At 69.4% G+C, this 12,842-nt stretch carries 12 protein-coding genes; 10 read left to right on the plus strand and 2 right to left on the minus strand.

Annotation, left to right across the window (positions count from 1 at the left end; all coding sequences use genetic code 11):
• Positions 1 to 3 precede the first annotated feature (3 nt).
• The gene (ppk1, locus tag WMF17_RS05080) at positions 4 to 2,367 is read left to right on the plus strand and encodes a polyphosphate kinase 1 (RefSeq protein WP_437600808.1); all 2,364 of its coding nucleotides are present in this window, start codon (positions 4 to 6) and stop codon (positions 2,365 to 2,367) included.
• A 108-nt stretch (positions 2,368 to 2,475) separates the two neighbouring features.
• Here ppk1 and WMF17_RS05085 read toward each other — a convergent pair whose 3' ends face one another.
• Positions 2,476 to 3,384: a hypothetical protein gene (locus WMF17_RS05085; protein ID WP_437648445.1), complete on the minus strand. Its 909-nt coding sequence runs from the start codon at positions 3,382 to 3,384 to the stop codon at positions 2,476 to 2,478.
• A 1,267-nt stretch (positions 3,385 to 4,651) separates the two neighbouring features.
• Here WMF17_RS05085 and rpsL point away from each other — a divergent pair.
• From rpsL to rpsS, 9 genes are all read left to right on the plus strand, one after another.
• Entirely contained in the window at positions 4,652 to 5,050 is a 399-nt protein-coding gene (gene rpsL, locus WMF17_RS05090) for a 30S ribosomal protein S12 (protein WP_012233473.1), read from the plus strand.
• Positions 5,051 to 5,080: 30 nt separating this feature from the next.
• Positions 5,081 to 5,551, plus strand: a complete 471-nt coding sequence (rpsG, locus tag WMF17_RS05095; protein WP_437486970.1) for a 30S ribosomal protein S7 — start codon at positions 5,081 to 5,083, stop codon at positions 5,549 to 5,551.
• 317 nt (positions 5,552 to 5,868) lie between these two features.
• Positions 5,869 to 7,983: an elongation factor G gene (gene fusA / locus WMF17_RS05100; protein ID WP_437600810.1), complete on the plus strand. Its 2,115-nt coding sequence runs from the start codon at positions 5,869 to 5,871 to the stop codon at positions 7,981 to 7,983.
• A 9-nt stretch (positions 7,984 to 7,992) separates the two neighbouring features.
• Positions 7,993 to 9,183, plus strand: coding sequence for an elongation factor Tu (gene tuf / locus WMF17_RS05105; RefSeq protein WP_437600811.1), 1,191 nt, complete (start codon positions 7,993 to 7,995; stop codon positions 9,181 to 9,183).
• Positions 9,184 to 9,193: 10 nt separating this feature from the next.
• Positions 9,194 to 9,505 (plus strand): 30S ribosomal protein S10, encoded by a 312-nt coding sequence (gene rpsJ, locus WMF17_RS05110; RefSeq protein WP_012233476.1) that lies wholly within the window; start codon positions 9,194 to 9,196, stop codon positions 9,503 to 9,505.
• A gap of 13 nt (positions 9,506 to 9,518) precedes the next feature.
• Positions 9,519 to 10,142, plus strand: a complete 624-nt coding sequence (rplD, locus tag WMF17_RS05115; protein WP_437600812.1) for a 50S ribosomal protein L4 — start codon at positions 9,519 to 9,521, stop codon at positions 10,140 to 10,142.
• A gap of 15 nt (positions 10,143 to 10,157) precedes the next feature.
• On the plus strand, positions 10,158 to 10,454 hold the full coding sequence (locus tag WMF17_RS05120; protein ID WP_436612695.1) for a 50S ribosomal protein L23: 297 nt from the start codon (positions 10,158 to 10,160) through the stop codon (positions 10,452 to 10,454).
• Between the two features lie 2 nt (positions 10,455 to 10,456).
• Positions 10,457 to 11,287, plus strand: a complete 831-nt coding sequence (rplB, locus tag WMF17_RS05125; protein WP_437600813.1) for a 50S ribosomal protein L2 — start codon at positions 10,457 to 10,459, stop codon at positions 11,285 to 11,287.
• 2 nt (positions 11,288 to 11,289) lie between these two features.
• A complete protein-coding gene (gene rpsS / locus WMF17_RS05130) occupies positions 11,290 to 11,586 on the plus strand; it encodes a 30S ribosomal protein S19 (protein ID WP_437486975.1) in 297 nt (98 codons plus the stop codon).
• Positions 11,587 to 11,805: 219 nt separating this feature from the next.
• On the opposite strand, the gene WMF17_RS05135 is transcribed toward rpsS, so the two are convergent.
• Positions 11,806 to 12,840 carry a tetratricopeptide repeat protein gene (locus WMF17_RS05135; RefSeq protein WP_437600814.1) on the minus strand — a complete coding sequence of 345 codons (1,035 nt, stop codon included), beginning with the start codon at positions 12,838 to 12,840 and terminating at the stop codon, positions 11,806 to 11,808.
• Positions 12,841 to 12,842 lie beyond the last annotated feature (2 nt).

Genomic DNA, 12,842 nt, shown 5'->3' on the forward strand with positions numbered 1-12,842 from the left:
ACCATGGTTGACCTGCCCTCCTCCACGGATACAACCCTCGCCTCCGGCTCCGGCGGCGACACGGATGCCGACCAGGCCGACAGGCCCGGAGCGGGCTCCAGCGACCCGGCCGGAGCGATCTCTGGAGGGAGCGCCGCGCCGGCGAGCGGCCCGGTGTCGATCCCTGTCCCCTCGGGGCCGATCCCGATCGAGGGCGACCCGGCGCATTACCTGAACCGGGAGCTCTCGTGGCTCGAGTTCAACGCGCGGGTGCTGGCGGAGGCGAGATCGCACGAGGTGCCGCTGTTCGAGCGCCTCAAGTTCCTGAGCATCTTCTTCTCCAACCTCGACGAGTTCTTCATGGTGCGCGTCGCCGGCCTCCAGGCGCAGACGCAGCGCACGATCGCGGAGGTCCCGCCGGACGGGCTCACGGCCCACGCGCAGCTCGTGGCGATCGGCGCGCGGGTCCACGCGCTCGTCGACGACGCCTACCAGCTGTGGAACTCGGACCTGATCCCGGCGCTCCGGCGCGCCGGCATCGTGATCGTCCGGCCGGACGAGCTCGGCCCGGCCGAGCTCGGCGCGCTCGACGATCGGTTTCGCACGGACATCTTCCCGATCCTCACGCCCATCGCGATCGATCCGGGGCACCCGTTCCCGCACCTGCGCAACAAGATGATCAACCTCGGGATCATGTTCTCCCGGGAGCATGAGGCGCAGGAGCCCGGCTTCGCGGTCATCCAGGTGCCGCCGATGCTGAGCCGGCTGATGAAGGTCCGCCTGGAGGGCGCGACGCGCGCCTTCGTCCTGCTCGAGGACGTGATCGCCCGGCACGTGAAGGACTTCTTCCCCTCGGGCAGGCTGCGCGGGACGTACGCCTTCCGCGTCACCCGGAACTGGGACCTCGAGATCGACGAGGAGGAGGGCGAGGACCTCCTGGAGACGATCCAGGCCGAGCTCCGCCGGCGCGATCGCGGCAACGCCGTGCGCCTGGAGATCGGCATCGGCGAGGGCGCCGGCACCTCGGTCCAGCGGCTCTGCCGCGCCCTCAAGGTCGACGCGTCGCTCGCCGTCTACAGGGTGCGGGGGCCGCTCCACATCGCCGACCTCATGGGCATCGTCGCGGACGACGAGCGCCGCGAGTACCGCGACGAGCCGTTCTCGCCGCAGGTCCCGCCGGTCTTCCGGGACGTGGAGGACATCTTCGCCGTCATCCGGGAGCAGGACGTGCTCCTGCACCATCCGTACGAGTCGTTCGATCCGATCGCCGAGTTCGTCTCCCGCGCGGCGGACGACCCGAACGTCCTCGCGATCAAGCAGACGCTCTACCGGACCGGCGGCGACTCGCCGATCCTGAAGGCGCTCGCCCGCGCGGCCGAGAGCGGCAAGCAGGTGACGGCCATCGTCGAGCTGAAGGCGCGCTTCGACGAGGCGAGCAACATCCAGTGGGCGAGGATGCTCGAGCAGAGCGGCGTGCAGGTGATCTACGGGCTGCTCGGGCTGAAGACGCACGCGAAGGCGCTGCTCGTCGTGCGGCGCGAGAAGGACAGGCTGCGCCGCTACGTGCACCTCTCGACGGGCAACTACAACCCGCAGACGGCGCGGCTCTACACCGACATCGGCCTGTTCACGGCGAACCGGGAGATCGGCGAGGACATGACGTCGCTCTTCAACCTCCTGACGGGCTACAGCGCGCCGCCCAAGTGGAACCGCATCATCGTGGCGCCGCTCGGCCTGCACCAGGCGGTGCTGGGCCTCATCGCGCGCGAGACGGCGCACGCGCGGGCCGGGCGCAAGGCGGAGATCTTGGCGCAGATGAACGCGCTCGTGGACGTCGACGTCATCGACGCGCTCTACGCGGCGTCGCAGGCCGGGGTCGACATCAAGCTCGCGGTGCGCGGCATCTGCTGCCTCCGGCCTGGGATCCCTGGGCTCTCGGAGCGGATCCAGGTGCGCGCGATCATCGATCGCTTCCTCGAGCACAAGCGCCTGTTCCGGTTCGCGAACGGCGGCAACGAGGAGGTCTACATGTCGAGCGCCGACTGGATGCCGCGCAACTTCCATCGCCGCGTCGAGCTGATGGTCCCGATCATCGAGCCTTCCCTCCGCGCACGCGTGGAGGACATGCTGAGCACCTCGACCTCCGACACGGCGAAGACCTGGGAGCTCGCGAGCGACGGCAGCTACCACAAGCTCCAGGTGCCCTCCGGCGCCCCCACGCTGCGGTCGCAGCAGCGCTTCATCGAGGTCGCGCGCGAGCGGGTGAAGCTCAGCGATCCGCTGGCGCGCGGCGGCGGGCGTTTCCACATCCTCCGCATGCCTGCGAACGCGTCGGACGGAGAGTCGCGGCACCGCAAGGGCGGCAAGAAGAAGAAGGGCCTCTCCTGAGCGACGGGCGCCCCGGCGGCCTCGCGCGCGGGCAGCGCAGACGGTGAAGCGGGCAAGGCGAGCCGCTCGGGGCCGCCGCGCGCGCCGGGAGCGGGCGAGGGGGCGCTCTCAGAACCGCGTCTGCAGCGCGGCGGATCCGGGGCCGAGCGAGAGCGTCGTCTGGGCGGGTTTCTCGGGGGCATCGGCGGTGGCCGGCACCTTCTTGCCGCCGATGATCCAGAGCGGGATGCCCACGGCGAGCATGATGCCGCCTCCGATCGAGACGAGCGCGCCGGCGACCTGACGGGGGCCGTCGGTGCGCGTGTCGCAGATGCCGGTGTAGCCCCCGAAATCGCAGTAGATTTCGTAGCGCTCGCTCGCCGAGGCGAGCAGGCCGGTCCCGGCGAAGAACGCGATCGTGCCGCCGGCGGTGAGCGCGATGCCGCCCAGCATCAGGCTCGGGCTCTTTCGACGCAGCGGAGCCGGGGGCGGCGCAGGCGGGATCTCCGCCGCGCTCGACGGATAGCCCGGCGGCAGCGGCGGGTACGCACCGCCATAGGGAGCGTAGCCGCCCTGGTAGCCGGGGGGCGGGTATCCCGGCGGCGGGTAGCCCGGCGATGCTCCCGGCGCGGGCTGAGGGCCCCCCTGCGGCGTCGCGGCGCCCGGAGCCGCGGGGTAGGGCGGCCCGGGGTAGGGCGCCGCGGGGTAGGGCGCCGCGGGGTAGGGCGGCCCGGCGGGAGCTGGCGGAACGGGCTGTGGCGTCGCGGCGCCAGGCGGCCCGGGGGGAGCGCTGCCGGGCTGCGGCGCCGCGGCCGGTTGCGGCGTCGCGGCCGCGCCGGGCTGCCACGGAGTGGCCCCAGGCTGCGCCGGCGACGCCGCAGGGGGTTGTCGTTGCGGCGCCGGTTGCGCGACCGCCGTCGTCGCGGCGAGGAGGCCGGAGAGCGCGACGCCGAGCGGCAGGGCGAACGTCCGCCCGCAGGAGAGCGGCGAGCGGCGCGGCGCTCGGGCGGCGTCGGGCAAGGCATTCAAGCGAAGCATCTCGGGCGTCCTTTCATCGCGGCGTTTTTGATCCTTCGAGGGGAGCCTCGGCGGGCCGTGGTGCCGCGGCCGGCGGCGTCGCCCCCGCTGGCGTCGCCGCTGGCGTCGCGGCGGCTGTCGGCGTCGCGGCGGCTGTCGGCGTCGCGGCGGCTGTCGGCGTTGCCGCGGCTGTCGGCGTCGCGGCGGCTGTCGGCGTTGCCGCGGCTGTCGGCGTTGCCGCGGCTGTCGGCGTCGCATCCGCTGTCGGCGTCGCGGCGGCTGGCGGCGTCGCACCTGTCGGCGTCGCTCCGGACGGCACGGCGGCCGGCTTCGCCGCGCCTGCTCGCTTCTTCGGCGGTGCTGCAGCCGCGGACGCGGCGCCGGTCGCTGCTCCCTGCGGGCCGGCGCTGGCCGCAGCGTGCTGCGAGGCCGCGGCGCTCGCCGGCGCCCCAGCGGCCGCCTCGGCCGTGACGATGGTCGGCGGCGACGAATCGACGGGAGGTCGCGCCGGCAGCTCGCCCGCTTCCGTCGGCGCAGCGGGGGTCGCGCTGGAGGGTTCCGGCGCCTCGCGCTCCTGCGGCGTCCGCGCGGTGCTCGCGGGCTCCTCCCTGGCGCGCTCCGGCGCGCGGGGCGACTGCGCGGCGAACACGATCACCGCGGCGAGCCCGACGAGGCCCAGGAAGACCAGGAGCACGCGATCTCTCCCCGCCTTCGCGCGCGTGCCTCCGCCGCGCGCTCGCGCCGGTTGCTCGCCCTTCGCAGCGGCGGCGCCGCGCGCTGTCGCGCGGGGGGCGTCGTCTCCCTGGCGGCTCGTCGTGGGAGCGAGGCGCGCCGCGACCGGCCCTCTCTCCGTCGCGCTGTCGCCCGGGTCGCTTCGCGACGAGGGCCCCGCGACCCTCGTGTCCAAGCGGGACGCTGCCCCCGACGCGGCGCCGCTCTGAGGCGCCTTCCGCCGGCTTTCTCTACGCTGAGAGCGTGAAAGCTTCTTCGCCACGCAGCGACCGTACCGAACAGCCGCCGGGCCGCCAAGAGCCGCCGGCGCGTGTCGGCGTCCGCCTCGTGCCGCGCGCGGGCGCGACGCGCAGCCCCCCGAGCGCCCTGGAGCGCCGTCGGCGCGCGTCAGCCACCGCTCCCGCGATGCGCCCCGCGACGCGCCCGACCCCCGCGCGCCGCGCCGAAGACCCGGGCGCGGACGCATCCAGCACGAACGGGTCTCGTCCCGCTTGACATGGTTGTGCTCCTGGGTATCCTGCGCGTCCCCATCCCTCAGGTGGAAATCCGCGTCTCTATGCCGACCATCAGCCAGCTCATTCGCCAAGGCCGCGAGGCCGCCCGCTACAAGACGGCCTCTCCTGCGCTCAAGTCCTGCCCGCAGCGCCGAGGCGTGTGCGTACGTGTTTATACCACGACGCCGAAGAAGCCCAACTCGGCGCTCCGCAAGGTCTGCCGTGTCAGGCTGAGCAACCAGATGGAAGTGACGAGCTACATCCCGGGCGAAGGCCACAACCTGCAGGAACACTCGGTCGTCCTCATCCGAGGCGGCCGCGTGAAGGACCTGCCGGGCGTGCGCTACCACGTCGTCCGCGGCACGCTCGACGCGTCCGGTGCCGCCGGGCCCAGCTCCACCAACAAGGCAACCCGCAACCGCAAGCGCTCGAAGTACGGCGTGAAGCGCCCGAAGGCCTGATCTGGCGAAAGCCGAGCAGAGGAACGAAGAATGCCCCGTCGTCGCGAAGTCCCGAAGCGGAAGATCATTCCGGACCCGAAGTACAAGGACAAGCTCGTCGCCAAGTTCACGAACTCCCTGATGCAGTCGGGCAAGAAGGCGACAGCCGAGGGGATCCTCTACGGCGCGTTCGACATCGTGCGCGAGCGCTTCAAGGAGGAGCCGATCGACGTCTTCCGCAAGGCGCTCGACAACGTGAAGCCGAAGCTCGAGGTGAAGAGCCGGCGCGTCGGCGGCGCGACCTACCAGGTCCCCGTCGAGGTCCGCCCGGAGCGCCGCGTCGCGCTGGCGATGCGGTGGCTCGTGACCTACTCCCGCGGGCGTGGCGAGAAGACGATGCGCGAGCGGCTCGCCGCCGAGCTCGTCGACGCGGCGCAGAACCGCGGCAACGCGGTCAAGAAGCGCGACGACACGCACAAGATGGCGGAGGCCAACAAGGCGTTCGCCCACTACCGGTGGTAGGTTCGCGAGGCGGCCAGCGCAGATCCAGGGTCTGCGCTGGTTCGTCCATTTCACGTATGTCACGTCGCATTTCCAGGCGAGGAGACGCGTAGAGCGAGATGGCACAGTCGACATAAGGATCGGGTTACAGAGCCGGTCTTCTCGAGGGAGCGCGACAGCGCTCGCCTTGGCGAGACCTATAAAAGCTGCTGCTGTACCCCGACACCCTCTCCAGGTTCAAGTGCCCGCCACAATGGCGGCGGGCCGGGCTGGAGAGGGTGTTTTGCATCCTGAGTCCGAAACCCTCACCCCACGCATCACACGACGGAGAAGGAATAGTGGCACGCGAGTACAGCCTGGAACGGACGCGCAACATCGGGATCATGGCCCACATCGATGCGGGCAAGACCACGGTCACCGAGCGCATCCTTTATTACTCGGGTGTCAACTACAAGATCGGCGAGGTCCACGAGGGCGCCGCCACGATGGACTGGATGGTCCAGGAGCAGGAGCGCGGCATCACCATCACGTCCGCCGCGACGAACTGTTTCTGGACGCCGGAGCAGGGATCCCAGAAGGGCGTCTCTCACCGGATCAACATCATCGACACCCCCGGTCACGTCGACTTCACCATCGAGGTCGAGCGGAGCCTGCGGGTGCTCGACGGCGCGGTCGCGGTGTTCGACGGCGGCAACGGCGTCGAGCCGCAGAGCGAGACGGTGTGGCGGCAGGCGGACAAGTACGAGGTCCCGCGCATCGCGTTCATCAACAAGATGGACAAGGTCGGCGCCGACTTCGACATGTGCGTCGACTCCATCCGCGAGCGCCTCGGCGCGAATCCGGTGGCGATCCACTACCCGCTCGGCGCGGAGGACTCGTTCCGCGGCGTCATCGACCTCGTGACCCTCCGGGCCGCCGTCTTCGACGACGAGACGAAGGGCCAGCAGTACGAGTGGAAGGACATCCCGGGCGATCTCCTGCCGCGGTGCAAGGAGCTCCGGGAGCGGCTCCTCGAGGCGTGCGCCGACTCGAGCGACAAGGTGATGGAGAAGTTCATCGCCGGCGAGCTCGACAAGATCACCGAGGAGGAGATCCACGCGGCGATCCGCGCGGGCACCCTCGGCTTCAAGATCGTCCCGGTCCTGTGCGGCTCGGCCTTCAAGAACAAGGGGGTCCAGCTCCTGCTCGACAGCGTGGTGAACTACCTGCCTTCGCCGATCGACATCCCGGCCGTCGAGGGGACGCTGCCCGACAAGAAGGACAAGACCGTCCTGCGCAAGGCGAGCGACGACGAGCCGTTCGCGGCCCTGGCGTTCAAGGTCATGAACGACCAGTTCGGCAACCTCACCTTCTTCCGTGTCTACTCCGGCACGACCAAGAGCGGCGTCAGCGTGCTCAACTCGACCCGCGGCAAGCGGGAGCGGTTCGGGCGCATCCTCCGGATGCACGCGAACAAGCGCGAGGAGATCGACGTCTGCTACGCGGGCAACATCTACGCCGCCGTCGGGCTCCGCGACACCCGCACCGGGGACACGCTCTGCGACGAGAAGCAGCCGATCGTGCTGGAGCGGATGGAGTTCCCCGACCCCGTGATCTCGATCGCCATCGAGCCGAAGACCAAGGTCGATCTCGACAAGCTCGGGCTCAGCCTGCAGAAGCTCGCCTACGAGGATCCGTCGTTCCGCACCTTCACGAACGAGGACACCGGGCAGACGATCATCGCCGGGATGGGCGAGCTCCACCTCGAGATCATCGTCGACCGCCTGAAGCGCGAGTTCAAGGTCGACGCCAACGTCGGCAAGCCCGAGGTCGCCTACCGCGAGACGATCTCGAAGAAGGCGACGGACGTCGAGGGGCGCTTCGTCCGGCAGTCGGGCGGGCACGGCCAGTTCGGCCACGTCCGGATCGACATCGAGCCGGCCGAGCGCGGCGCGGGCTTCGTGTTCGAGAACGACATCGTCGGCGGCATCATCCCGAAGGAGTTCATCCCCTCGATCGAGAAGGGCATCCGGGACGCGATGGGCCGCGGCGTGCTCGCGGGCTACCCGGTCGTCGACATCAAGGTGCGGCTCCACTTCGGCAGCTACCACGAGGTCGACTCCTCGGGCCCCGCGTTCGAGGTCGCCGCGTCGATGGCCTTCCAGGAGGGCGCCAAGAGGGCGGGCCTCGTGCTCCTCGAGCCGATGATGTCCGTCGAGGTCGTGTCTCCCGAGAACTACCTCGGGGACGTCATCGGAGATCTCAACTCGCGGCGTGGCCGCATCCTCGATATGGGGCAACGCGCGAACACCCGTGTGATCCGCGCGGAGGTCCCGCTCGCCACCATGTTCGGTTACGCGACCGACGTCCGTTCAAAGACGCAGGGCCGCGCGACTCATTCGATGCAGTTTTCTCATTACGCACCGGTTCCAGCAGCGATCCAGGAAGAGATCGTCGCCAAGCAGCGAGGTTAAAAAGACGCCATGGCCAAGGAGAAATTCACTCGTACGAAGCCGCACGTGAACGTGGGCACCATCGGTCACATCGACCACGGCAAGACCACGCTCACGGCGGCGCTCGTGAAGGTGCAGTCGAAGCGCAACCTGGCGAAGGCGATCTCGTACGCCGACATCGCGAAGGGCGGGACGGTCCGTGACGAGACCAAGACGGTGACCATCGCGGCGGCGCACGTCGAGTACGAGTCGGTGAATCGTCACTACGCGCACGTCGACTGCCCCGGACACGCCGACTACATCAAGAACATGATCACCGGCGCGGCGCAGATGGACGGGGCGATCCTCGTCGTGTCGGCGCTCGACAGCGTGATGCCGCAGACGCGCGAGCACGTGCTGCTCGCCCGGCAGGTCGGCCTGAACCACATCGTCGTGTTCCTCAACAAGTGCGACGCCGTGGACGACCCGGAGATGCTGGACCTGGTCGAGATGGAGGTCCGCGAGCTGCTGTCGAAGTACAAGTTCGACGGCGACAACGCGCCGGTGGTCCGGGGCGCGTCGCTGCCCGCGCTGCAGGGCGACCCCAAGTGGGAGGAGACGATCCAGCAGCTGCTCGCCGCGCTCGACAGCTACATCCCCGAGCCGGTGCGCGACATCGACAAGCCGTTCCTGATGGCGATCGAGGACGTGTTCTCGATCAAGGGCCGCGGCACCGTGGCCACGGGCCGCATCGAGCGCGGCATCATCAAGGTCGGCGACGAGGTGCAGATCATCGGCTTCAAGGACACGAAGAAGTCGATCGTCACCGGCGTCGAGATGTTCCGCAAGCTGCTCGACCAGGGGCAGGCGGGCGACAACGTCGGATGTCTGCTCCGCGGCGTGGAGAAGGAAGAGATCGAGCGCGGCCAGGTGCTCGCGAAGCCCGGGTCGATCACGCCGCACACGAAGTTCACCGGTGAGGTGTACGTCCTCAAGAAGGAGGAGGGCGGGCGCCACACGCCGTTCTTCACCAACTACCGGCCGCAGTTCTACATCCGGACGACGGACGTGACCGGCACGGTGAACCTCCCCGAGGGGGTGAAGATGGTGATGCCGGGCGACAACATCACGATGACGATCGAGCTCATCGCCCCGGTCGCGCTGGAGGAGCAGATGCGCTTCGCCATCCGCGAGGGCGGCAAGACGGTGGGCGCCGGCGTCGTCACCAAGATCCTCGCGTAGGAAGAGCACCATGGCTGATACAACGAAGATCCGGATTCGCCTCAAGGCGTTCGACCACCAGCTGCTCGACAAGTCGACGAGCGATATCGTCGAGACGGCGAAGCGGACCGGCGCGCACGTCGCGGGACCCATCCCGCTGCCCACCGAGATCCGCCGCTACACGGTGCTCCGGGGGCCCCACGTCGACAAGAAGTCGCGCGAGCAGTTCGAGATCCGGACTCACAAGCGGCTTCTCGACATCATCGAGCCGACTCAACAGACCCTCGACGCGCTGATGAAGCTCGACCTTTCGGCCGGCGTCGACGTCGAGATTAAGAGCTAGGAGTCCAGGTACCATGAAGGTTACCGTCTACAACCTCAAGCGGGAGCAGGTCGGCGAGCTCGACCTCTCGGACGAGGTCTTCGGGACCGAGGTCAAAGAGCACCTCTTCTACGAGGTCGTGAAGGCGCAGCTCGCCTCCCGCCGCTCGGGCACCAAGGCCACCAAGGAGCGGAGCGCGGTCTCCGGCTCCTCGAAGAAGCTCTATCGCCAGAAGGGCACCGGTCGCGCTCGCCAGGGCTCGATCCGCGCGCCGCACCACGCGGGCGGCGGTATGGCGCACGCCCTGGAGCCGAAGGACTGGTCGTACCGTCCGCCCCGCAAGGTGCGCATCGGCGCCCTGAAGAGCGCGCTCTCCCTCTTCGCGAAGGAGGGCCGGCTCATCGTGCTCGACAGCCTGGAGGTCCCCGAGATCAAGACCAAGGCGATCGCCGCCACGCTCTTGACCCTGCAAGCGGATCGCAAGTCGCTGGTCGTCGACACGGCCGGGAACGAGAAGCTGGTGAAGAGCCTCCGCAACCTGGAGAATCACCAGTATCTGCCGCCGGAGGGGGTCAACGTCTACGACCTCCTCAGGCACGACCACCTCATCGTCTCGAGGGACGCCGCCAAGGCGCTCGAGGCGCGTTGCCTTCGCTAGTCAGGGGAGCCCGCCATGCAGCCCGAGCAGATCATCCGCCGGCCGATCATCCTCACGGAGAAGTCGAGCCGGCTCCGCGACCAAGGCAACAAGGTCATCTTTGAGGTCCGCCGCGAGGCGAACAAGATCCAGATCAAGGACGCTATCCAGACGCTCTTCAAGGTGGGCGTGGTGGACGTCAACACCATGATCATGCGCGGCAAGGAAAAGCGCATGGGGCGTGGCTATGCGAAGCTGCGCAATTGGAAGAAGGCGATCGTCACCCTCAAGCAGGGTGACGAGATCCAGTTCTTCGACGAGAAGGCGGAGTAGCCATGGGAATCAGATCCTTCAAGCCGACCTCGCCGGCGCGGCGTTACTACTCGGTCAGTGACTTCAAGGAGCTCACGAAGGTCGAGCCCGAGCGGTCGCTGCTCGAGCAGCAGACGTCCAGCGGCGGCCGGAACAACAACGGCCGGATCACGTCGCGGTTCCGCGGCGGCGGTCACAAGCAGCGCTACCGGATCGTCGATTTCCGGCGCGACAAGATCGGCGTCCCGGCGAAGGTCGCCTCGATCGAGTACGACCCGAACCGGACGGCGCGGATCGCGCTCCTGCACTACGTGGACGGCGAGAAGCGCTACATCCTGGCGCCCGACGGCCTCGCGGTCGGGGCGACGCTGCTCGCGAGCCGGAACGCGGACATCAAGCCTGGCAACAGCCTGACGCTCCGCTTCATCCCGCCCGGCACCTCGATCCACAACGTGGAGATCAAGAAGGGCAAGGGCGGCCAGCTCGTGCGCTCGGCCGGCGTCGCCGCGCAGCTCATGGCGAAGGACGGCGACTACGCGCAGGTCCGCCTCCCGAGCGGGGAGATCCGCAAGGTGCACCTCGACTGCCGCGCCACGATCGGGCAGGTGTCGAACTCCGACCACGCGAACATCAGCCTCGGCAAGGCGGGGCGCTCGCGCTGGCTCGGACGCCGACCGCACAACCGCGGTGTTACGATGAACCCCGTCGATCACCCGATGGGCGGCGGTGAGGGCCGGACGAGCGGCGGGCGCCACCCGTGCTCGCCCTGGGGTCAGCTCGCCAAGGGGCTCAAGACGCGGAACAACAAGCGCACCGACGGCATGATTGTCCGGCGGCGCGGGACCAAGGGTTAGTCATGCCGAGGAGCGTTAAGAAAGGGCCCTTCATTGACGGTCACCTGCTGGAGAAGATCCAGGCGGCCCAGGCGACCAATGCCAAGAAGGTGATCAAGACATGGTCGCGCCGCTCGACGATCCTGCCCGAGTCGGTCGGTCTGACCTTCGCCGTGCACAACGGGAGGAAGTTCGTTCCCGTGTTCGTGACGGAGAACATGGTCGGCCACAAGCTGGGTGAGTTCGCCCCGACGCGGACGTTCCACGGTCACTCCGGGGACAAGAAGTCCAAGGTCGGCAAGGGCCCTGGCGGTCGCTGATCGCTCCGCGGCAACGCGAGAGCATTGACGACAGGCGGGCGGGGTCGCAGAAGCGATCCCGCCCGTTCGTTTTTTCGGTTGAGCCCAGGCGGACGGCCCGCGCGACGGCACGGAACGAGCGATCGCCGTGGCTCCAATGGCGCGAAATGGCTCAGGAATTTGTGTTCCTGACGCGCCTCTCGCCCCGGCGGCCCGCCTCCTCCTCGACGGAGCAGCGGTCTAGAACGTGCCGCGCAGGCCGGCGAAGCCGGGACCGACGAGCAGCTGCGTCGAGGCGGTGGTGCGCTGGGGTTCGCCAGCGCTGCCGCCGGTGAAGCTCAGGACGAGCAGCGTCGTGCCGGCGACGAGCCCGATCGCGCCGACCACCACGCCGACGTTCGCGACCGTCTTCTCGGCCTTGCCCGCGTCGACGTCATCCCTGCGATCGACGGGGCAGGGGCCCCGGCAGCTCTCGGCGAGATCGCTGTAGGTGCTGTTTGCCATCAGCCCGGCGACGGTGAACACGGCGAGCCCTGCCACGCCGACGCCGCCGGCGGCATAGGCGTACGGGCGCAGGTGCGCCCTCGCCGAGGGCGCCTCCGACTCGGGCAGGCCCGCGCCCTCGTCGAGGAGCACCGGCTCGCCGACCGGGTCGCTCCGATCGGCGTCGAGCGCGACGGTCTTCGCTTCGCCCGCCGAGAGATCGAGGGTCTGCGGGATCGAGGTGGCCCTCGTGCGCAGGACGACCTCCGTCTTGCCGGGCTTGACCGGGAACGGCTTGCCCCACCGCTCGCGCGGGACGTCCTTGCCGGCGATCGCGAGCGAGGTCGCGGCCTCCGGGTGCGCCACCGTGACCGTCACGAGCGCGATCTTGCGCGCGAGGTCGTCTCGCTCCAGCTGCGCCGTCTGCTCCGTCTGGACGTAGCGCGGCTCGGCCTTGGCCCGGGACGCGGCCTCCGCCGCGACCTGATCGAACTCGAGGTACGCCTCGGTGTGCTCGCCGAGATCCGCGAGGCAGCGCGCGATGTAGAGATGGGAGTTCGGGCTCGCCACCGCGGCGTACGAGGCCCGGAACTGCTCCAGCGCGAGCGCGTAGCGCTTGCTCTCGTAGAGGGCAGCGCCCTTCTTGAAGAGGCTCTGCGCCTTCTCCACCGCGTCCGGCGCCGGCGTGGCCGCGGCGTCGTCCGCGCCCGCTGCGGGCCCGGGGAGCGTGCACAGGCAGAGGCAAGAGACCGCACCGAAGAGCAGCGCACGGAGCCAGGGTCGAGATCGCACGG

It is taken from the genome of Sorangium sp. So ce362 (genome assembly GCF_051519845.1).
Lineage (GTDB): Bacteria > Myxococcota_A > Polyangia > Polyangiales > Polyangiaceae > Sorangium.

Excerpts from the sequence above, each read along its gene's own strand:
- ppk1 (WP_437600808.1), top strand. The coding sequence starts at position 4 with ATGGTTGACCTGCCCTCCTCCACGGATACAACCCTCGCCTCCGGCTCC.
- WMF17_RS05085 (WP_437648445.1), bottom strand. The coding sequence starts at position 3,384 with ATGCTTCGCTTGAATGCCTTGCCCGACGCCGCCCGAGCGCCGCGCCGC.
- rpsL (WP_012233473.1), top strand. The coding sequence starts at position 4,652 with ATGCCGACCATCAGCCAGCTCATTCGCCAAGGCCGCGAGGCCGCCCGC.
- rpsG (WP_437486970.1), top strand. The coding sequence starts at position 5,081 with ATGCCCCGTCGTCGCGAAGTCCCGAAGCGGAAGATCATTCCGGACCCG.
- tuf (WP_437600811.1), top strand. The coding sequence starts at position 7,993 with ATGGCCAAGGAGAAATTCACTCGTACGAAGCCGCACGTGAACGTGGGC.
- rpsJ (WP_012233476.1), top strand. The coding sequence starts at position 9,194 with ATGGCTGATACAACGAAGATCCGGATTCGCCTCAAGGCGTTCGACCAC.
- rplD (WP_437600812.1), top strand. The coding sequence starts at position 9,519 with ATGAAGGTTACCGTCTACAACCTCAAGCGGGAGCAGGTCGGCGAGCTC.
- WMF17_RS05120 (WP_436612695.1), top strand. The coding sequence starts at position 10,158 with ATGCAGCCCGAGCAGATCATCCGCCGGCCGATCATCCTCACGGAGAAG.
- rplB (WP_437600813.1), top strand. The coding sequence starts at position 10,457 with ATGGGAATCAGATCCTTCAAGCCGACCTCGCCGGCGCGGCGTTACTAC.
- rpsS (WP_437486975.1), top strand. The coding sequence starts at position 11,290 with ATGCCGAGGAGCGTTAAGAAAGGGCCCTTCATTGACGGTCACCTGCTG.